The sequence below is a fragment of the Methylocystis sp. WRRC1 genome, assembly GCF_020733155.1.
Taxonomy (GTDB): Bacteria; Pseudomonadota; Alphaproteobacteria; order Rhizobiales; family Beijerinckiaceae; genus Methylocystis.
Map to the genome: position 1 here is coordinate 2,434,001 of NZ_JAJFZJ010000001.1, position 17,349 is coordinate 2,451,349.

The window sequence follows — 17,349 nt, forward strand, 5'->3', positions numbered from 1 at the left end:
AAGGCGTGAGGACAGAAAAATGGCGCTGAAGACATTCAAGCCGGTCACGCCGAGCCTTCGCCAGCTCGTCATCGTGGACCGAAGCGACCTCTACAAGGGCAAGCCGGTCAAGACGCTGACCGAGGGCAAGACCTCGAAGGGCGGCCGCAACAATATGGGCCGCGTCACGGTCCGTTTCCGCGGCGGCGGCCATAAGCAGGCCTATCGCCTCGTCGACTTCAAGCGTCGCAAGCTCGACGTCGCCGGCAAGGTGGAGCGGATCGAATATGATCCGAACCGCACGGCTTTCATCGCGCTGATCCGTTATGCGGACGACACGCTCGCCTATATCCTCGCGCCGCAGCGTCTTGCGGTGGGCGACGAGGTGGTCGCCGGTCAGCAGGTCGACGTGAAGCCCGGCAACGCCATGCCGATCGCCAATATTCCGGTCGGAACGATCGTGCACAATGTCGAGATGAAGATCGGCAAGGGCGGCGCGATCGCCCGCTCCGCCGGAACTTATGCGCAGATCGTCGGCCGCGACCAGGGTTACGTGATCATCCGTCTGAACTCCGGCGAGCAGCGCCTGGTCCACGGCCAGTGCTTCGCGACGATCGGAGCGGTGTCGAACCCGGACCACATGAACACCTCGATCGGCAAGGCCGGTCGTTCGCGCTGGCTCGGCCGTCGCCCGCACAACCGCGGCGTCACGATGAACCCGATCGACCACCCGCATGGCGGCGGCGAAGGCCGCACCTCGGGCGGCCGTCATCCGGTCACGCCCTGGGGCAAGCCGACCAAGGGCAAGAAGACCCGCAGCAACAAGTCCACCGATCGTTTCATTGTGTCCTCGCGGCACAATCGCAAGAAGAAGGGCTAATCCATGGCTCGCTCGATTTGGAAAGGCCCGTTCGTCGACGGCTATCTGCTGAAGAAGGCGGAAACCTCGCGCGCCTCCGGCCGTTCCGAGGTCATCAAGATCTGGAGCCGCCGCTCCACCATTCTGCCGCAGTTCGTCGGGTTGACCTTCGGCGTGCATAACGGGCAGAAGCACATTCCGGTCAACGTCAGCGAAGACATGATCGGGCACAAGTTCGGCGAATTCGCTCCGACGCGCACCTTCCACGGTCATGCGGCGGACAAGAAGGCCAAGAGGGGCTAAGCGCAATGTCGAAGGAAGCCAATCCGCCCCGGCTTGCGGACAATGAGGCGAAGGCCGTCGCGCGGATGATTCGCGTGTCGCCGCAGAAGCTCAATCTTCTCGCCCAGCTCATCCGCGGCAAGAAAGTCGACCGCGCGCTCGCCGATCTGGAGTTCTCCAGAAAGCGGATCGCGCATGAGGTGAAGAAGACGCTGGAAAGCGCCATCGCCAACGCCGAGAACAACCATGGCCTCGACGTCGACGATCTGGTCGTCGCCCAGGCCTATGTCGGCAAGGCGCTTGTCATGAAGCGCTTCCACGCCCGCGCTCGCGGCCGCGCCAGCCGGGTCGAGAAACCCTTCTCGAACCTCACGATCATCGTGCGCGAAGTCGAAGCGCAAGCGAACGCCTAAAGGATAAAAACCATGGGTCAGAAGGTTAATCCGATCGGGCTGCGACTGGGCGTCAACCGCACGTGGGACTCGCGCTGGTTCGCCAGCAAGGGCGAATATGCGAAGCTCCTTCACGAGGACATGGCGATCCGTGAAGCGGTCATGAAGCTGCTGAAGCAGGCCGCCGTCTCGAAGATCATCATCGAGCGTCCGCACAAGAAGTGCCGCGTCACCATCCACTCGGCCCGTCCGGGCGTCGTGATCGGCAAGAAGGGCGCGGATATCGACAAGATCCGCAAGCTCGTCGGCAAGCTCACGGGCAGCGAAGTGGTCATCAACATCGTCGAGGTGCGCAAGCCTGAGACGGAAGCGGCTCTCGTCGCCGATTCGATCGCCCAGCAGCTCGAGCGCCGCGTGGCGTTCCGCCGCGCCATGAAGCGCGCCGTTCAGTCGGCGATCCGTCTCGGCGCGCAGGGAATCCGCATCAATTGCTCGGGCCGTCTCGGCGGCGCGGAAATCGCGCGTCTCGAGTGGTATCGCGAGGGCCGAGTGCCGCTGCATACGCTGCGCGCCGACGTCGATTACGGCACGGCGACCGCGCACACCGCCTATGGCGCCTGCGGCATCAAGGTCTGGATCTTCAAGGGCGAAATCCTCGAACATGATCCGATGGCCCAGGACAAGCGCGCGGCCGAGCAGGCTGCGGGCGGCGACCATGGCGAGCGTGAACGCGAGCGCGGCGGCGAGCGCCGTCGCCGCGAGCCCCGCGAACCGCGCGACGCTGCGTAAGGCGCGCCAACAGCTTAAGGTTTGAAGAGCACCCATCATGCTGTCACCCAAACGCACCAAGTTCCGCAAGGCCTTCAAGGGCCGCATCCACGGCGCCGCCAAGGGCGGCTTCTCGCTGAACTTCGGTCAGTTCGGCCTGAAGGCGCTGGAGCCCGAGCGCATCACCGCGCGCCAGATCGAGGCGGCCCGTCGCGCCATGACGCGCCACATGAAGCGCGCCGGCCGCGTGTGGATCCGCATCTTCCCGGACGTGCCGGTTTCCAAGAAGCCGACTGAAGTCCGCATGGGTAAGGGCAAGGGCGCTCCTGAATTGTGGGCGGTGCGCGTTGCGCCCGGCCGCATCATGTTCGAGGTCGACGGCGTCCCGGCGCCGCTGGCGCGCGAGGCTCTGACGCTCGCCGCGGCGAAGCTGCCGATCAAGACTCGCTTCATCGAACGCATCGCCGAGTAAGGGAGGACGACATGAAATCCAAGCAGCGCCTCTCCGACATCAAGGCGATGACCGAGGACCAGCTCAACGAGGAAGTGTTGAAGCTCAAGAAGGAGCAGTTCAACATGCGCTTCCAGAAGGCGACGGGTCAGCTCGAGAACACATCCCGCGTGCGCGTCGTTCGTCGCGACATCGCCCGCGCCAAAACCATCGCCGCGCTGAAGCGCACGGAAAAGTAAGGTCAAAGCGCCATGCCGAAGCGAATTCTCCAGGGCGTCGTCGTCAGCGACAAGCAGAACAAGACCGTGGTGGTGAAGGTCGAGCGCCGTTTCACCCACCCGCTGTTCCAGAAGACGGTGCGCCGCACGAAAAACTATCATGCGCATGACGAGAACGGCGTGTTCAAGGTCGGCGACTCGGTGACCATCGAAGAGACGGCGCCGATCTCGAAACTGAAGCGCTGGCGGGTCGTCGAGGACGCTCCGAAGGCCTGAACGGCCGGAGCCCTCGCGCAGTCGGAATTGACATTTTTCCGGACGAAGTCGGCAGTTGCCGAAACCAGACCGGAGTGAAAGGCGGGTAAGCCATGATTCAGATGCAGACAAATCTCGACGTCGCCGACAATTCCGGCGCCCGCCGTGTGATGTGCATCAAGGTGCTGGGCGGCTCGAAGCGCAAATACGCTGGCGTCGGCGACATCATCGTCGTGTCGATCAAGGAAGCGATTCCGCGCGGCCGCGTGAAGAAGGGTGACGTGCTCAAGGCCGTCGTCGTTCGCACCTCGAAGGACATCAAGCGTTCGGACGGATCGGTGATCCGCTTCGACTCCAACGCCGCGGTGCTGATCAACAATCAGCAGGAGCCGATCGGCACCCGTATCTTCGGACCGGTGCCGCGCGAACTGCGCGCCAAGAACCATATGAAGATCATCTCGCTCGCGCCGGAGGTGCTGTAATGGCCGCCAAGATCAAGAAGGGCGACAAGGTCGTCGTTCTCGCCGGTCGCGACAAGGGCAAGTCCGGCGAAGTGCTGCGCGTGATCCCCGACGAGGGCCGCGCTGTCGTCGACGGCGTCAACATGGTGAAGCGTCACCAGCGCCAGACCAAGGACCGTGAGGCGGGCATCGTCAACAAGGCGGCTCCGATCGATCTGTCCAACCTCGCGCTCGCCGATCCCAAGGACGGCAAGGCGACCCGCGTGGGCTTCAAGATTCTCGACGACGGCCGCAAGGTCCGCGTCGCCAAGCGTTCCGGAGAATTGATCGATGGCTGAGGAAAAGAAGCCGAAGGCCGCGAAGGCTCCCAAGGCCGCCGCCGAGGGCGCGGAAGCCAAGAAGGCCGCCAAACCCGCCAAGAAGGCTGAAGGGGAAACCTCTTCCGTCGCGCAGGCGGGCATCGCGGGCTATACGCCCCGCATGAAGAAGCACTATGACGAAGTCGTGCGCGAGGCGCTCACCAAGCAGTTCGGCTACAAGAACGCGCTTGAAGTGCCGGTGATCGAAAAGATCGTGCTGAACATGGGCGTCGGCGAAGCCGTCAACGACACCAAGAAGGTGACGTCGGCCGCCAATGACCTGGGCCTCATCGCCGGCCAGAAGCCGGTCGTGACCCGCGCTCGAAAGGCGATCTCGACCTTCAAGGTCCGCGAGAACATGCCGATCGGCGCGAAGGTCACCTTGCGCAAGACGCGCATGTACGAGTTCCTCGATCGTCTGATCACGGTCGCTCTGCCGCGCGTCCGCGACTTCCGCGGCCTCAACCCGAAGTCCTTCGACGGCCGCGGCAACTATGCGCTCGGCATCAAGGAACACATCGTGTTCCCGGAGATCGACTACGACAAGGCCGAATCGATTCTCGGCATGGATGTGATCGTCTGCACGACGGCGAAGACCGACGAAGAGGCGCGCGCCCTGCTCAAGGCGTTCAATTTCCCGTTCCGGCAGTGAGGGGTTAAACCCTCAAACGCGGATACCGAAAGGCGAAACTAAATATGGCGAAGAAAAGCGCGATCGAGAACAACAAGCGGAAGGCGAAGCTGGTCAAGGCTTACGCTGGCCGCCGCGCCCGGCTGAAGGCCGCCGCGAAGGACAAGTCGCTGAGCATCGAGGAGCAGTTCGAGGCGCGCCTCAAGCTCGCCGAGCTGCCGCGCAATTCGGCGGCGATCCGCCTGCGCAACCGTTGCGAAGTGTCCGGCCGCCCGCGCGCCTTTTATCGCAAGTTGAAGATGTCGCGCATTGCGTTGCGTGAACTCGGGTCCCGTGGCCTCGTGCCCGGCCTCGTGAAGTCGAGCTGGTAAGGAGATCCGGAACAATGGCGATCAACGATCCGTTGGGAGATCTCCTCACCCGCATCCGCAACGCTCAGATGCGCCGCAAGGACAAGGTGTCTACGCCGGGCTCCAAGCTGCGCGCGCATGTGCTCGACGTGCTGAAGGAAGAAGGCTATATCCGTGGCTACACAACCACGGATTTCGGCAACGGCCGCACCGAGTTCGAGATCGAACTGAAATATTTCGACGGTCAGCCGGTCATCAAGCAGATCGAGCGCGTCTCCCGGCCGGGCCGCCGGGTCTATGCGGCGGTTGGAGCCGTGCCGCGCGTGGCCAATGGCCTCGGCGTGACGATCGTCTCGACGCCGAAGGGCGTCATGGCGGATCATGCGGCGCGCGAGAACAACGTCGGCGGCGAGGTGCTGTGCAAGGTCTTCTGACCTTGCGCTTCAGCGAACAGGAATTGCAACAATGTCTCGTATCGGCAAGAAGCCTGTGGTCGTTCCGGCCGGCGTCACCGCCAAGGTCGACGGTCAGCTCGTGACCGTGAAGGGCGCCAAGGGTCAGCTCGAGTTTCTGGTGCCGGACGACGTCTCCGTCGTCTACCAGGACAACGCCATCAAGGTCGACCCGCGCAACGACACGAAGCGCGCCCGCGCGCTCTGGGGCACTGCCCGCGCGCAGGTCAACAGCATCGTCGTCGGCGTCACGACCGGCTTCGAAAAGAAGCTGGAAATCACCGGCGTGGGCTATCGCGCTGCGGTTCAGGGCAAAGTCCTGCAACTCGCGCTCGGCTACTCGCATGATGTGAATTATCCGATCCCGGCCGGCATCACGATCGCGACGCCGAAGCCGACGGAAATCACGATCAGCGGCATCAACAAGCAGCAGGTTGGCCAGGTCGCCGCGGAAATCCGCGCGTTCCGCGGTCCCGAGCCCTACAAGGGCAAGGGCGTCAAATACGCCAACGAATTCATCTTCCGCAAGGAAGGCAAGAAGAAGTAAGGATCCGCCGCCATGGCAAAGGATGTCAATGTCGAGCAACGCCGCAAGGCGCGTGTCCGCCGGGCGATCCGCGAGCGCGCTTACGGCCGCCCGCGTCTGTCGGTGTTCCGCTCGTCCAAGCAGATCTATGCGCAGATCATCGACGACGAGAAGGGCGAGACCCTTGTGTCCGCGTCTTCCATCGAGAAGACGAATCGCGACGCGCTGAAGTCCGGCGCGAATATCGAGGCGGCGAAAGTCGTCGGCAAGCTCCTCGCGGAGCGCGCCACCGCCAAGGGCGTCAAGGAAGTGGTCTTCGATCGTGGCGCCTACATGTATCACGGCCGCGTGAAGGCTTTGGCCGACGGCGCCCGCGAGGGCGGCCTGCAGTTCTAAAAAAAGAATTGGGCGCGCGCCTTGCGGGGCGGGCGCCTTTTCGCGCATATGCGCAGCGGCGATGATCGCCGCGTGGACGGCTCTGTCGCCGGCCACAATCGAAGCGAGCGGCCTCACGGCCGCGTAAGTGACGGAAGAAGAAATGGCGCGTGAAGCTGAAGGCGGTCGCGGTCGCGACCGGGATAGGGATGAGCGCGATAGCGAATTTGTGGACCGTCTCGTCCACATCAATCGCGTCGCGAAAGTTGTGAAGGGCGGCCGTCGTTTCGGCTTCGCCGCGCTCGTCGTCGTCGGCGACCAGAAGGGCCGCGTCGGCTACGGCCACGGCAAGGCGCGCGAGGTTCCGGAAGCGATCCGCAAGGCGACGGAAGCCGCCAAGCGCGCGCTGATCCGCGTTCCGCTGCGCGAGGGTCGCACGCTGCATCATGACGTCTACGGCCGCCATGGCGCGGGCCGCGTCGTTCTTCGCGCCGCGCCCGCCGGCACCGGCATCATCGCCGGCGGCCCGATGCGCGCTGTTTTCGAGACGCTCGGCATGCATGACGTCGTCGCGAAGAGCCAGGGCTCGTCCAACCCTTACAACATGATCCGCGCGACATTCGACGCGCTCGGCCGCGAGGACTCGCCGCGCTCCGTCGCCGCGCGCCGCTCGCTAAAAGTGTCCGCGTTGCAGTCGCGCCGTCAGGGCGTCGACGCCGACGCCGTCGACGCGTGACAGGAGGCTCGACCATGGCGAAGAGCAAGCAGATCACCGTCGAACAAACCGGCAGCCCCATCGGCCGTCCGGAACGTCAGCGCAGAACGCTCGTCGGCCTCGGCCTGACGCGCATCGGCCGTCGCCGCGAACTGGAGGACACGCCCGCCGTTCGCGGGATGATCGCCAAGGTGGCGCATCTCGTCAAAATCATCGGCGAGAAGTGAGGACGCGGCAATGAAACTCAACGAACTCTCCGACAATCCGGGCGCCAGCAAGAACCGCATGCGCGTGGGCCGCGGCATCGGCTCCGGCAAGGGCAAGACGGGCGGGCGCGGCGTGAAGGGTCAGAAGGCCCGCACCGGCGTCGCCATCAAGGGCTTCGAAGGCGGCCAGATGCCGTTGCATCGTCGTCTGCCCAAGCGCGGGTTCCACAACCCGTTCTCGGTCGACTACAACGAGATCAACGTCGGCCGCATCCAGCAGGCGATCGACGCGGGCAAGCTCGATTCGAGCGTCCCGGTCACGATCGAGTCGCTGATCGCCGCGGGGCTGGTCTCCAAGGCGCGCGACGGCGTGAAGATCCTCGGCCAGGGTGAAATCAAGGCGAAGCTCGCCTTCGAGGTAGCAGCGGCGTCCAAGGGCGCGATCGCGGCCATCGAAGGCGCGGGCGGCTCCGTGAAGCTGCTCGCGGGCGAGACCGCCACCGCCTGAGCGATGTTTTTAAGCGGCCGCTCTCGCAAGGGCGGCCGCTTTGTCTTATAGAACCGACACGCAATCGCCGGGCGCGCGCATGGGCGGGCCTCCGCTCCCCGCGCCCGCAAACAAGAATGCGCCACGAAAACGCGGCGCGACAAAGGGGAGTTCCTCCATGGCATCGGCAGCCGAGCAGCTTGCGGCCAACGTCAATCTCTCCGCCTTCGGCAAGTCCGAGGAACTCAAGAAGCGTATCTGGTTCACGCTGGGCGCGCTGATCGTCTATCGCCTGGGCACCTATGTGCCGCTGCCGGGCATCGATCCGGACGCATTCGCCAAAAGTTTCTTCGGCCAGTCGAAGGGCATGCTCGAGCTCTTCAACATGTTCGCCGGCGGCGCCGTGCAGCGTCGCGCGATTTTCGCTCTCAACATCATGCCGTATATCTCGGCCTCGATCATCATTCAGCTCCTCACGTCGGTGTTCCCGACGCTCGAGTCGCTGAAGAAGGAGGGCGAGCAGGGCCGCAAGGTTCTCAACCAGTACACGCGCTACCTGACCGTCGCGCTCGCGACGTTCCAGGCCTACGCCATGGCGATCGGTCTCGAGGGCCAACAGGGCGTCGTCACTGATCCGGGGATATTCTTTCGCATCACGACCGTCGTGACCCTCGTCGGCGGCACAATGTTCCTGATGTGGCTCGGCGAGCAGATCACCTCGCGCGGCATTGGCAATGGCTCGTCGCTGATCATCTTCGCGGGCATCGTGGCGGCCTTCCCTTCAGCGATCGTCTCGACGCTCGAACTGGGGCGGCAGGGCGCGATTTCGACCGGGATCATCCTCGGCGTCATCGCCATGTCGTTCTTCGTGATCGCCTTCATCGTGTTCATGGAGCGCGCCCAGCGCCGTCTGCTGATCACCTATCCGAAACGCCAGCACGGCAACCGGGTCTATGAGGGGCAAACGTCCTTCCTGCCGTTGAAGCTCAACACCTCGGGCGTCATCCCGCCGATCTTCGCCTCCTCGCTGCTGCTGTTGCCGACAACTGTCGCGAACTTCTACCAGTCGACGGGAACGGACAGTATTTTCGCGACGATTTCGGCCTATTTCGGCCATGGGCGCCCGCTCTACATGCTCGCCTATGTCGGTCTGATCGTCTTCTTCGCCTTTTTCTATACGGCGATCGTGTTCAATCCGACCGAGACCGCCGACAATCTCAAGAAGCACGGCGGCTTCATCCCCGGCATCCGCCCTGGCGAGCGTACAGCGAAATTCATCGACGATGTGCTCATGCGCATCACCGTGCTCGGCGCCGCCTATCTCGCGATCATCTGTCTTCTGCCTGAAGGGCTCATCGCCTATGCGAACCTGCCCTTCTACTTCGGCGGCACCTCGCTGCTGATCGTGGTCAGCGTCACCATGGACACGGTCGCGCAAATCCATGGCCACATGCAGGCTCAGCAGTACGAAGGCCTGATCCGGAAGACCAAGCTGAAAGGTCGCCGCAAATGAGAATCGTCCTTCTCGGGCCCCCGGGCGCCGGCAAGGGCACTCAGGCGACGCGACTGATCGAGAAGCTCGGCGTTCCGCAACTCTCGACCGGAGACATGCTTCGCGCCGCGGTCGCCGCGGGAACGCCCATCGGTCTGAAGGCCAAGGCTATCATGGACGCCGGCCAGCTGGTTCCGGACGATGTGGTGGTCGGCATCATCGACCAGCGCATTGACTCGCCGGATTGCGCCACGGGCTTCATCCTCGACGGTTTTCCGCGAACCGTCGCGCAGGCGGAAGCGCTGCGCGCCATGCTCGCCACGAAGGGTCTGAAGCTCGACGCCGTGATAGAGCTTGTCGTCGATGAAAATGCGCTCGTCGATCGCATGCGCAAGCGCGTCGCTGAAACCATCGCGGCGGGCGGAACTGTTCGCGCCGACGACAATCCAGAAAGCTTCAAGACCCGGCTCGAGACCTATCGCGCGCAGACGGCGCCGGTTTCCGCCCATTATGCGGAGCGCGGCGATCTGAAACAGGTTGACGGCATGCGGTCGATCGACGAGGTGACGGCGGCGATCGACACGGCGCTCGGCCGCTAACCCGGATTCGGGCCGGGCGCGCGGGGCGCGCCCTCCCTTGCGCCTTTTGCGCCCTCTAGCGTCGCGCGCCTTTCACCACAACACAGAAAAGACGGATGGAAGCAAAGTCATTTTGCGGCCTCGACTTCGGCACGTCGAATTCGACGGTCGCAATCGAGGGCGCGAGCGGCGTCGAACTCGTTCCGCTCGAAGGCGACAACCGGACGATCCCGAGTTCGATCTTCTTCGACTTCTCCGATGGCTCCGCGCTTTTCGGTCGAGAGGCGCTCAGGGCCTATGTCGAGGGAACCGAAGGACGACTGATGCGCAGCCTCAAGTCCGTCCTCGGCTCGGCGCTGATGGACGAGACGACGCGCATAAAGACGAAGCGCTTCACGTTCAAGGATATCATCGGCCTCATCGTCGGCCGGCTGAAAGAGGCCGCTGATACAGCGGCGGGCGCCGATGTCACGCAGGTCGTCATGGGCCGTCCGGTCCATTTCGTCGATGACGATCCCGCCGCCGATCGCCTTGCGCAGGATGCTTTGGAGGAAATCGCCCGCGCGCAGGGATTTCGCGACGTCGCCTTTCAATACGAGCCGATTGCGGCGGCGCTCGCCTATGAACAGACCGTGCGAGAGGAACAATATGCGCTCATCGCCGACATTGGCGGCGGCACCTCGGATTTTTCCGTCGTCCGCGTCTCGCCGGAGGGACGAAAACGGGCCGATCGGGCGGGGGACGTTCTCGCCAGCAAGGGCGTCCACATCGGCGGCACGGACGTCGACCGCCTGTTCAGCATGAAGGCCGTGATGCCGTCGCTGGGTCAGGGCAGTGAAATGCGCGTTCCTTTCGGCGACAAGATTCTTCCCGTCGCCAACGCATTCTTCGTCGATCTCGCGACCTGGCACAGGATCAACCTGCTCTATACGCCGAAGGTCGCGCGCGAATTGAGGGAGATGGAGCGCCACTCCCTGTCGCCCATGAAAATCGCGCGTCTCGCGGAGGTCATCGAAAGCCGGCGCGGCCATTCGATCGCGCTTGCGGTCGAGAACGCCAAGATCGCTCTTTCGGCACAGGAGAGCGCCCTGATCGATCTGACCGAAATCGAGCCCGATTTTCTGATCGCCGCCACGGACAAGCTGCTGCACGAGGCCATCGTCGATCAGCTCGGGGCGCTGTCACGCACGCTTCGGGAGACGCTGAAGGCGTCGGGGCTCCCGGGTCAACGTATCGACGCGGTGTTTCTCACCGGGGGCTCGACCGCGATTCCCGCCGTTCGGGCGGCGGTCACCGCCCAAACGCCGGCTGCGAAAATCGTCGAGGGGGACATGTTCGGCGCCGTCGGGCTTGGGCTGGGACTGGACGCGCGGCGCAAATTCGGGTGAGATGCGAATCACGGACGCAGTCTTGGAGTTCGTCGCTCAGGGGTTTATTTTACTTCCGCGCGTTTTGCGCTTGACTCCGCCGCTATCGCTCGTTATCGGCTCTCCACTGACCAAATTCAGGGAAGTTCTCTTCGGAGGGCTTCCGTTTTTGCGTTCCAGAAAGCCAAAATACTGAATACCCGCAGGGGCCGGCCTCCACCGGACGCGGGGTCATCCGGCGGCGCGCGCAAGCGCCTCCCCCAAATGGAGAAAACTCGTGGCACGTATTGCAGGCGTCAATATCCCGACCAACAAGCGCGTCGTCATCGCGCTTCAGTATATTCACGGCATCGGCGCGAAGAAGGCCGAGGAAATCTGCGAGAAGGTGAACATCCCGGCCGAGCGCCGCGTGGCTCAGCTCACCGACGCGGAAGTCCTGCAGATCCGCGAGACCATCGACCGCGACTATCTCGTGGAGGGCGACCTGCGCCGCGAGGTCGCGATCAACATCAAGCGTCTGATGGACCTCGGCTGCTACCGCGGCCTGCGTCATCGCCGCCAGCTGCCGGTCCGCGGCCAGCGCACCCACACCAACGCCCGCACCCGCAAGGGCAAGGCGAAGCCGATCGCCGGCAAGAAGAAGTAATCCTCGCGCGAAAGCGCTCATCATCCCCAGCGCCTGGCGTTACGGGCGCGCTTGAAGGACCAGACAAGTTATGGCCAAGGACACCACCCGCGTTCGCCGCCGCGAGCGCAAGAACATCGTTTCCGGCGTCGCGCATGTGAATTCGACGTTCAACAACACGATGATCACCATCACCGACGCGCAGGGCAACACCGTGTCCTGGTCGTCGGCCGGCTCCATGGGCTTCAAGGGCTCGCGCAAGTCGACGCCCTACGCCGCGCAGATGGCCGCGGAGGACGCCGCCCGCAAGGCCGGCGAGCACGGCGTCCGCACCCTCGAGGTCGAGGTTTCGGGTCCCGGCTCGGGCCGTGAGTCCGCGCTGCGCGCGCTGCAGGCGGCGGGCTTCACCGTCACCTCCATTCGCGACGTGACGCCGATCCCGCACAATGGTTGCCGTCCGCGCAAGCGCCGCCGCGTTTGACGACATGGGGCAAGTCCCCGTTTCATCTCGACAATATTCACGCGCGACCCCGGCCTGACCGTCGGGGCCGCGTTCCGGAGCTTCAAGGAAAGGCGCCCAAGTGAGCATCCAGAAGAACTGGCAGGAACTCATCAAGCCGAACAAGCTCGAAGTGACCGCCGGAGACGACCCGCGCCGTGTGGCGACGGCGGTCGCCGAGCCGCTCGAGCGCGGCTTCGGCGTGACGCTCGGCAACGCCCTGCGCCGCATCCTTCTCTCGTCGCTGCAGGGCGCGGCGATCACCTCGATCCATATCGACGGCGTGCTGCACGAGTTTTCGTCGATCCCCGGCGTGCGTGAGGACGTGACGGACATCGTCCTCAACATCAAGGACATCGCGATCAAATATCAGGGCGAGGGCGTGAAGCGCCTGACGCTCAAGAAGACGGGCCCCGGCGCCGTCACCGCCGGCGACATCCAGGCCACGGGCGACGTCCAGGTTCTCAATCCCGACCTCGTCATCTGCACGCTCGACGAGGGCGCGGAAATCCGCATCGAATTCACGGTTTCGACCGGCAAGGGCTATGTCCCGGCCGACCGCAACCGCGCCGAGGACGCGCCGATCGGCCTCATTCCGGTCGACAGCCTCTATTCGCCGGTCAAGAAGGTCAGCTACCGCGTCGAGAACACCCGCGAGGGCCAGGTTCTCGACTATGACAAGCTGACGCTGACGATCGAAACCAATGGCGCGATCACGCCCGAGGACGCGCTCGCCTTCTCGGCGCGCATCCTGCAGGACCAGCTCAACGTCTTCGTCAATTTCGAGGAGCCGCGCCGCGAAGAGGCCGCGCCGTCGATTCCGCAGCTCGCCTTCAATCCGGCGCTGCTCAAGAAGGTGGACGAGCTGGAGCTGTCGGTGCGTTCGGCGAACTGCCTGAAGAACGACAACATCGTCTATATCGGCGACCTCATCCAGAAATCGGAAGCCGAAATGCTCCGCACGCCGAACTTCGGCCGCAAGTCGTTGAACGAGATCAAGGAAGTTCTCGCGCAGATGGGCCTGCACCTCGGCATGGAAGTGCCCGGCTGGCCGCCGGAGAACATCGACGATCTCGCGAAGCGATTCGAGGAGCATTATTGATTCCGCTCTCCCTTCTCCCGCGACAGGGAGAAGGCGTCGCACGAATGCGCGACGGATGAGAGCCCTCACCCGACCCTCGCTCACGCGAGGGCCGACCTCTCCCGCAAGCGGGAGAGGAAATAAGGAGACGGCCGTTCCTTGGCACGGCGGCCGCATAAACAACGGAGAGCCACATGTATCACGGACACAAGAAGCGCCGTTTCGGCCGCACGCATGAGCACCGCAAGGCGATGTTCGCCAATATGGCGCAGGCGCTCATCAAGCATGAGCAGATCGTCACCACGCTGCCGAAGGCGAAGGACCTTCGTCCGGTCGTCGAGAAGCTCGTGACGCTCGGCAAGCGCGGCGACCTTCACGCCCGCCGTCAGGCGATCGCGCAGATCAAGGACGTCAAGCTCGTCGGCAAGCTCTTCGAGGTGCTGGGCCCGCGCTACAAGGACCGCAACGGCGGCTACACCCGCGTGCTGAAGGCGGGCTTCCGCTATGGCGACAACGCGCCGCTCGCAGTGATCGAATTCGTCGACCGCGACGTCGACGCCAAGGGCCAGGACTCGGGCCCCGTGCAGGTGCAGGAAGAAGAAGCGTAAAAATAGCGCTTTCGTTCAACGAAAGCTGGAAGGCGGCTCTCTCATGGCCGCCTTTTTCATTTGCGCGCCCATTCTCGCCGCCGCTCGAATTCCCGCCTATATTCATCGCTCGCGATTCTTTTCGGGAGCGATGGATGCGCTTGCCTTTGCGTTACATTCTTTTCGGGGCGCTCGCCTGCGCGACAGGCGTCGCGGCGGCTTACATCGAGCGCCGCGCGGAGATATCTCCCGCGCAGGCGCAAACCGCGCCAGCCGAGGCTCCCGCCGTCCCGCGAAGCCGCGCCGAGATCGCTTATTCCTTCGCGCCCGTGGTCAAGAAGGCGCAGCCCGCCGTCGTCAACGTCTTCGCCTCGCGCGTCGAGCGCATGCCGGCCAATCCTTTCCTCGACGATCCGATCTTCCGCCGCTTCTTCGGCGAGGGTGGCGGCGGCATGCCGGGACGCAACACCGCGCAGTCGCTCGGCTCCGGGGTCATCGTCGATCCAAGCGGCCTTGTCGTCACCAACAACCACGTCATCGAGGGGATGACCGACGTGAAGGTGGCGCTCGCCGACAAGCGCGAGATCCCTGCGAAAATCCTTCTGCGCGATCCGCGCACCGATCTTGCGGTGCTGAAGCTCACCGAGGGCTCGAATTTCCCGACGATGGAGCTCGGCGACTCCGACGCTCTCGAGGTCGGCGACCTGACGCTCGCCATCGGCAATCCCTTCGGCGTTGGCCAGACGGTGACGCAGGGCATCGTCTCGGCGCTGGCGCGCACCCATGTCGGCATCAGCGACTACGGCTTCTTCATCCAGACCGACGCGGCCATCAATCCCGGCAATTCCGGCGGGCCGCTCATCGACATGAATGCCCGCGTCGTCGGCATCAATTCGGCCATTTTCTCGAAGTCCGGCGGCTCGGTCGGCATCGGCTTCGCGATTCCGGTGAACATGGTCAAGAACGTCCTCGCGACGGCGAGGGGCGGCGGCAAGATGGTCAAGCGCCCGTGGCTTGGCGCGACGCTGCAGACGCTTTCGCAGGAGATCGCGGATGGCCTCGGCCTCGACCGCCCGACCGGAGCGCTTCTCGCCGACGTCGAGGCCAGGGGGCCGGCGGCGGAGGCCGGCCTGAAGCGCGGCGACGTCATCTATTCCGTCGACGGCCAGCCCGCCGACGATCCCGAAGCGGTCGGCTATCGCCTCGCGACCAGGCCGATCGGCGGCGTGGCGACGCTGGGCGTGCTCCGAAGCGGGAAGAAGATCACCACGCAAATCAAGCTTGCCTCCGCGCCCGAGATCCCGCCTCGCGACCCGGTGAAGCTGAAGGGGCAGTCGCCCTTCGCGGGCGCCACCGTCGTCAACATCTCGCCGGCGGTGATCGAGGAAATGTCGGTGCAGGGCGCCGCGAGCGGCGTCGTCGTCGTGGACATCGAGGATGGCTCCTTCGCCGAGCAGCTCAATCTGCAGCGCGGCGATGTGGTGCTCGCGGTCAATGATCAGAAAATCGGCTCCACCCGCGACCTCGAGAAAGCGACGGCGACCCGTTCCTATTACTGGAAAATCACGCTGGCCCGCGGCGGCCAGGTGTTCACGACCGTGGTCGGCGGCTGATGGGCGCCGTCGCCATTCTCGTGACGACGGTCGACGCCGAGGACAAGGCGCGCGACCTCGCCCGCGCCGCCCTTTCGGCGAAACTCGCGGCTTGCGTGCAGATACAGCCGATTCGCAGCCATTACGTCTGGAAAGGGGAGATCTGCGAGGATGACGAGTTCCTGCTGCAGATGAAGCACCGCGCGGAGGACTATCGCGCGCTCGCCGAGCTGGTGCGCCGTCTTCACAGCTACGAGACGCCGGAAATCCTGCGCATCGACGCAACCGAGGCGGATCCCGCTTACGCCAGCTGGCTGCTGGAGGCGACCCGGCGCGATTGATCTATTTTCGTCGCCGGGACGACGGATGGCTTTCCAACGGCCGCGTCCCGCTCTACGAAAAGACCACGAGAAAAAACAAGGGAAACGTTCATGTCGGCTCCGACGGACTATTTGATCGATCGTCGCCGAATGCGGCGAAAACTCGCCTGGTGGCGCGCGGCGGCGGTCGTCGCCTTTGGCGCTGCGGGGCTTTTCGCCGCGACGAAATTCTCCGACGGCGATTCGGCCGACAAGCTCACGCCGCACATCGCCCGCCTTTCGTTGCAGGGCATGATCACCGGCGACAGGGACACGATCGATCTGATCAAGAAGATCGGCGACTCGAACCAGGCCAAGGCGCTCCTGCTGACGATCGAAAGTCCCGGCGGCACGACGACCGGCTCGGAAAAACTCTATGAAGAGTTGCGACGCGTGAGCGAGAAAAAGCCCGTCGTCGCCGTGGTCGGCACGCTTGCCGCCTCCGGGGCCTATATAGCGGCGCTGGCCGCGGACGAGATCGTGGCGCGCGGCAATTCGCTCGTCGGGTCGATCGGCGTGCTGTTCCAGTTTCCCAATTTCTACAAGCTCCTCGACTCCTGGGGCGTGAAGGTCGAGGAGGTGAAGTCATCGCCGCTGAAGGCGACGCCGAACGGCTACGAGCCGACGAGCGAAGCGGCGAAGGCGGCGATTGCGAGCCTCGTCTCCGACTCATACGCCTGGTTCAAGAATCTCGTGAAGGAGCGTCGAAACCTCAGCGACGAGGAACTCGCGAAGGTTTCCGACGGCCGCGTCTTCACCGCGCGGCAGGGTTTGCCGCTGAAACTCGTCGACATGATCGGCGGCGAACGCGAGGCCGTCGCCTGGCTCGAGACCAATAAGAACATCGCCAAGGATCTGCCGGTTCGCGACTGGAAAAAGAAGACCAGTCTCGAACGCCTCAACCTCGTCGAGAGCGCTGCGAAAATGGCCCGCGCCGTCGGGTTAGACTCTTTCGCCGGCGCTCTCGAGCAGGTTGCGCGCGCCGAGAGAGGCGGCAGTCTTGACGGTTTATTGGCGATTTGGCAGGGTTTCGACGCGCAGTGACGCCGGCGCGCCCTGGCGCCCTTTCAGTTCGACAACAACTTGGATCGAGACATGATTAAGTCCGAACTCATTCAGCGGATCGCGCGTCGCAACGGCCATCTTTATCAGCGCGACGTCGAGACCATCGTCAGCACGATTCTCGACGAGATCACCGCCGCGCTCGCCCGCGGCGATCGAGTCGAATTGCGTGGCTTCGGCGCCTTCTCGGTCAAGAAGCGCGACGCCCGCACGGGGCGCAACCCGCGCACGGGCGCTCAGGTTTCCGTGCAGGAGAAGAGCGTGCCCTTCTTCAAGACGGGCAAGGAAATGCGCGAGCGCCTGAACGAAAACTACCAGGGCTGAAGCGCGGATCGCGCCGC

Annotated in this window: 28 protein-coding genes; all 28 read left to right on the forward strand. The window is 64.2% G+C overall.

Translation table 11 applies throughout. The features are described 5' to 3' along the window. Window positions 1-19: 19 nt before the first annotated feature. Complete coding sequence (rplB, locus tag LG047_RS11735) at window positions 20-859, forward strand: 50S ribosomal protein L2 (RefSeq protein ID WP_036285008.1); 840 nt, start codon at window positions 20-22, stop codon at window positions 857-859. A gap of 3 nt (window positions 860-862) precedes the next feature. Next, on the forward strand, window positions 863-1,141 hold the full coding sequence (rpsS, locus tag LG047_RS11740) for a 30S ribosomal protein S19 (protein ID WP_016917716.1): 279 nt from the start codon (window positions 863-865) through the stop codon (window positions 1,139-1,141). 5 nt (window positions 1,142-1,146) lie between these two features. Next, window positions 1,147-1,533, forward strand: a complete 387-nt coding sequence (gene rplV / locus LG047_RS11745; protein WP_227966849.1) for a 50S ribosomal protein L22 — start codon at window positions 1,147-1,149, stop codon at window positions 1,531-1,533. Window positions 1,534-1,545: 12 nt separating this feature from the next. Next, on the forward strand, window positions 1,546-2,301 hold the full coding sequence (rpsC, locus tag LG047_RS11750) for a 30S ribosomal protein S3 (RefSeq protein WP_036285013.1): 756 nt from the start codon (window positions 1,546-1,548) through the stop codon (window positions 2,299-2,301). Window positions 2,302-2,338: 37 nt separating this feature from the next. Further along, window positions 2,339-2,752 carry a 50S ribosomal protein L16 gene (rplP, locus tag LG047_RS11755; protein ID WP_036285015.1) on the forward strand — a complete coding sequence of 138 codons (414 nt, stop codon included), beginning with the start codon at window positions 2,339-2,341 and terminating at the stop codon, window positions 2,750-2,752. Window positions 2,753-2,763: 11 nt separating this feature from the next. Then, entirely contained in the window at window positions 2,764-2,970 is a 207-nt protein-coding gene (gene rpmC, locus LG047_RS11760; RefSeq protein WP_036285016.1) for a 50S ribosomal protein L29, read from the forward strand. A 12-nt stretch (window positions 2,971-2,982) separates the two neighbouring features. Next, complete coding sequence (gene rpsQ, locus LG047_RS11765) at window positions 2,983-3,225, forward strand: 30S ribosomal protein S17 (protein WP_036285018.1); 243 nt, start codon at window positions 2,983-2,985, stop codon at window positions 3,223-3,225. Between the two features lie 92 nt (window positions 3,226-3,317). After that, window positions 3,318-3,686 carry a 50S ribosomal protein L14 gene (gene rplN / locus LG047_RS11770; protein WP_016917723.1) on the forward strand — a complete coding sequence of 123 codons (369 nt, stop codon included), beginning with the start codon at window positions 3,318-3,320 and terminating at the stop codon, window positions 3,684-3,686. After that, complete coding sequence (gene rplX / locus LG047_RS11775; RefSeq protein WP_036285020.1) at window positions 3,686-4,003, forward strand: 50S ribosomal protein L24; 318 nt, start codon at window positions 3,686-3,688, stop codon at window positions 4,001-4,003. Before rplN ends, rplX begins: the two co-directional genes overlap by 1 nt. Beyond that, window positions 3,996-4,676, forward strand: coding sequence for a 50S ribosomal protein L5 (rplE, locus tag LG047_RS11780; protein WP_227966851.1), 681 nt, complete (start codon window positions 3,996-3,998; stop codon window positions 4,674-4,676). The genes rplX and rplE overlap by 8 nt, the downstream gene beginning before the upstream one ends. Before the next feature lie 44 nt (window positions 4,677-4,720). Continuing rightward, the gene (gene rpsN, locus LG047_RS11785; RefSeq protein ID WP_036285024.1) at window positions 4,721-5,026 is read left to right on the forward strand and encodes a 30S ribosomal protein S14; all 306 of its coding nucleotides are present in this window, start codon (window positions 4,721-4,723) and stop codon (window positions 5,024-5,026) included. A gap of 14 nt (window positions 5,027-5,040) precedes the next feature. Further along, window positions 5,041-5,439 (forward strand): 30S ribosomal protein S8, encoded by a 399-nt coding sequence (rpsH, locus tag LG047_RS11790; RefSeq protein ID WP_036285027.1) that lies wholly within the window; start codon window positions 5,041-5,043, stop codon window positions 5,437-5,439. 31 nt (window positions 5,440-5,470) lie between these two features. Continuing rightward, a complete protein-coding gene (gene rplF, locus LG047_RS11795) occupies window positions 5,471-6,004 on the forward strand; it encodes a 50S ribosomal protein L6 (protein WP_036285030.1) in 534 nt (177 codons plus the stop codon). A gap of 12 nt (window positions 6,005-6,016) precedes the next feature. Further along, on the forward strand, window positions 6,017-6,379 hold the full coding sequence (gene rplR, locus LG047_RS11800) for a 50S ribosomal protein L18 (RefSeq protein ID WP_036285033.1): 363 nt from the start codon (window positions 6,017-6,019) through the stop codon (window positions 6,377-6,379). A gap of 142 nt (window positions 6,380-6,521) precedes the next feature. Next, on the forward strand, window positions 6,522-7,094 hold the full coding sequence (gene rpsE, locus LG047_RS11805; protein ID WP_227966852.1) for a 30S ribosomal protein S5: 573 nt from the start codon (window positions 6,522-6,524) through the stop codon (window positions 7,092-7,094). A 14-nt stretch (window positions 7,095-7,108) separates the two neighbouring features. Then, window positions 7,109-7,300, forward strand: a complete 192-nt coding sequence (rpmD, locus tag LG047_RS11810; RefSeq protein ID WP_036285035.1) for a 50S ribosomal protein L30 — start codon at window positions 7,109-7,111, stop codon at window positions 7,298-7,300. Window positions 7,301-7,310: 10 nt separating this feature from the next. Continuing rightward, window positions 7,311-7,787 (forward strand): 50S ribosomal protein L15, encoded by a 477-nt coding sequence (gene rplO, locus LG047_RS11815; protein WP_036285038.1) that lies wholly within the window; start codon window positions 7,311-7,313, stop codon window positions 7,785-7,787. A 157-nt stretch (window positions 7,788-7,944) separates the two neighbouring features. After that, a complete protein-coding gene (gene secY / locus LG047_RS11820; protein WP_036288644.1) occupies window positions 7,945-9,279 on the forward strand; it encodes a preprotein translocase subunit SecY in 1,335 nt (444 codons plus the stop codon). After that, window positions 9,276-9,857: an adenylate kinase gene (locus tag LG047_RS11825; protein ID WP_227966853.1), complete on the forward strand. Its 582-nt coding sequence runs from the start codon at window positions 9,276-9,278 to the stop codon at window positions 9,855-9,857. Before secY ends, LG047_RS11825 begins: the two co-directional genes overlap by 4 nt. A 95-nt stretch (window positions 9,858-9,952) precedes the next feature. Further along, window positions 9,953-11,224, forward strand: coding sequence for an Hsp70 family protein (locus LG047_RS11830; protein WP_227966854.1), 1,272 nt, complete (start codon window positions 9,953-9,955; stop codon window positions 11,222-11,224). Window positions 11,225-11,480: 256 nt separating this feature from the next. After that, window positions 11,481-11,849: a 30S ribosomal protein S13 gene (rpsM, locus tag LG047_RS11835; RefSeq protein WP_165055022.1), complete on the forward strand. Its 369-nt coding sequence runs from the start codon at window positions 11,481-11,483 to the stop codon at window positions 11,847-11,849. Between the two features lie 70 nt (window positions 11,850-11,919). Continuing rightward, window positions 11,920-12,309 carry a 30S ribosomal protein S11 gene (gene rpsK, locus LG047_RS11840; RefSeq protein WP_014890740.1) on the forward strand — a complete coding sequence of 130 codons (390 nt, stop codon included), beginning with the start codon at window positions 11,920-11,922 and terminating at the stop codon, window positions 12,307-12,309. Between the two features lie 100 nt (window positions 12,310-12,409). Further along, window positions 12,410-13,429, forward strand: coding sequence for a DNA-directed RNA polymerase subunit alpha (locus tag LG047_RS11845; protein WP_036285049.1), 1,020 nt, complete (start codon window positions 12,410-12,412; stop codon window positions 13,427-13,429). 173 nt (window positions 13,430-13,602) lie between these two features. Further along, a complete protein-coding gene (gene rplQ, locus LG047_RS11850; RefSeq protein ID WP_036285052.1) occupies window positions 13,603-14,016 on the forward strand; it encodes a 50S ribosomal protein L17 in 414 nt (137 codons plus the stop codon). Window positions 14,017-14,150: 134 nt separating this feature from the next. Continuing rightward, a complete protein-coding gene (locus LG047_RS11855) occupies window positions 14,151-15,608 on the forward strand; it encodes a Do family serine endopeptidase (RefSeq protein WP_227966855.1) in 1,458 nt (485 codons plus the stop codon). Then, window positions 15,608-15,928: a divalent-cation tolerance protein CutA gene (cutA, locus tag LG047_RS11860; RefSeq protein WP_227966856.1), complete on the forward strand. Its 321-nt coding sequence runs from the start codon at window positions 15,608-15,610 to the stop codon at window positions 15,926-15,928. Before LG047_RS11855 ends, cutA begins: the two co-directional genes overlap by 1 nt. A 90-nt stretch (window positions 15,929-16,018) precedes the next feature. Continuing rightward, entirely contained in the window at window positions 16,019-16,990 is a 972-nt protein-coding gene (gene sppA, locus LG047_RS11865) for a signal peptide peptidase SppA (RefSeq protein ID WP_227966858.1), read from the forward strand. Between the two features lie 51 nt (window positions 16,991-17,041). Next, window positions 17,042-17,332 (forward strand): integration host factor subunit beta, encoded by a 291-nt coding sequence (gene ihfB, locus LG047_RS11870; protein ID WP_036285063.1) that lies wholly within the window; start codon window positions 17,042-17,044, stop codon window positions 17,330-17,332. Window positions 17,333-17,349 lie beyond the last annotated feature (17 nt).

Coding starts and splice junctions, on each gene's coding strand:
- rpmC (WP_036285016.1), top strand. CDS start 2,764: ATGAAATCCAAGCAGCGCCTCTCCGACATCAAGGCGATGACCGAGGAC.
- rpsC (WP_036285013.1), top strand. CDS start 1,546: ATGGGTCAGAAGGTTAATCCGATCGGGCTGCGACTGGGCGTCAACCGC.
- rplQ (WP_036285052.1), top strand. CDS start 13,603: ATGTATCACGGACACAAGAAGCGCCGTTTCGGCCGCACGCATGAGCAC.
- rplE (WP_227966851.1), top strand. CDS start 3,996: ATGGCTGAGGAAAAGAAGCCGAAGGCCGCGAAGGCTCCCAAGGCCGCC.
- rplR (WP_036285033.1), top strand. CDS start 6,017: ATGGCAAAGGATGTCAATGTCGAGCAACGCCGCAAGGCGCGTGTCCGC.
- rplP (WP_036285015.1), top strand. CDS start 2,339: ATGCTGTCACCCAAACGCACCAAGTTCCGCAAGGCCTTCAAGGGCCGC.
- rplB (WP_036285008.1), top strand. CDS start 20: ATGGCGCTGAAGACATTCAAGCCGGTCACGCCGAGCCTTCGCCAGCTC.
- rpsS (WP_016917716.1), top strand. CDS start 863: ATGGCTCGCTCGATTTGGAAAGGCCCGTTCGTCGACGGCTATCTGCTG.
- sppA (WP_227966858.1), top strand. CDS start 16,019: ATGTCGGCTCCGACGGACTATTTGATCGATCGTCGCCGAATGCGGCGA.
- cutA (WP_227966856.1), top strand. CDS start 15,608: ATGGGCGCCGTCGCCATTCTCGTGACGACGGTCGACGCCGAGGACAAG.
- LG047_RS11855 (WP_227966855.1), top strand. CDS start 14,151: ATGCGCTTGCCTTTGCGTTACATTCTTTTCGGGGCGCTCGCCTGCGCG.
- rplF (WP_036285030.1), top strand. CDS start 5,471: ATGTCTCGTATCGGCAAGAAGCCTGTGGTCGTTCCGGCCGGCGTCACC.
- rpmD (WP_036285035.1), top strand. CDS start 7,109: ATGGCGAAGAGCAAGCAGATCACCGTCGAACAAACCGGCAGCCCCATC.
- secY (WP_036288644.1), top strand. CDS start 7,945: ATGGCATCGGCAGCCGAGCAGCTTGCGGCCAACGTCAATCTCTCCGCC.
- ihfB (WP_036285063.1), top strand. CDS start 17,042: ATGATTAAGTCCGAACTCATTCAGCGGATCGCGCGTCGCAACGGCCAT.
- rpsN (WP_036285024.1), top strand. CDS start 4,721: ATGGCGAAGAAAAGCGCGATCGAGAACAACAAGCGGAAGGCGAAGCTG.
- rpsH (WP_036285027.1), top strand. CDS start 5,041: ATGGCGATCAACGATCCGTTGGGAGATCTCCTCACCCGCATCCGCAAC.
- rpsK (WP_014890740.1), top strand. CDS start 11,920: ATGGCCAAGGACACCACCCGCGTTCGCCGCCGCGAGCGCAAGAACATC.
- rplO (WP_036285038.1), top strand. CDS start 7,311: ATGAAACTCAACGAACTCTCCGACAATCCGGGCGCCAGCAAGAACCGC.
- rplV (WP_227966849.1), top strand. CDS start 1,147: ATGTCGAAGGAAGCCAATCCGCCCCGGCTTGCGGACAATGAGGCGAAG.
- LG047_RS11825 (WP_227966853.1), top strand. CDS start 9,276: ATGAGAATCGTCCTTCTCGGGCCCCCGGGCGCCGGCAAGGGCACTCAG.
- rpsQ (WP_036285018.1), top strand. CDS start 2,983: ATGCCGAAGCGAATTCTCCAGGGCGTCGTCGTCAGCGACAAGCAGAAC.
- rplX (WP_036285020.1), top strand. CDS start 3,686: ATGGCCGCCAAGATCAAGAAGGGCGACAAGGTCGTCGTTCTCGCCGGT.
- rplN (WP_016917723.1), top strand. CDS start 3,318: ATGATTCAGATGCAGACAAATCTCGACGTCGCCGACAATTCCGGCGCC.
- rpsE (WP_227966852.1), top strand. CDS start 6,522: ATGGCGCGTGAAGCTGAAGGCGGTCGCGGTCGCGACCGGGATAGGGAT.
- LG047_RS11830 (WP_227966854.1), top strand. CDS start 9,953: ATGGAAGCAAAGTCATTTTGCGGCCTCGACTTCGGCACGTCGAATTCG.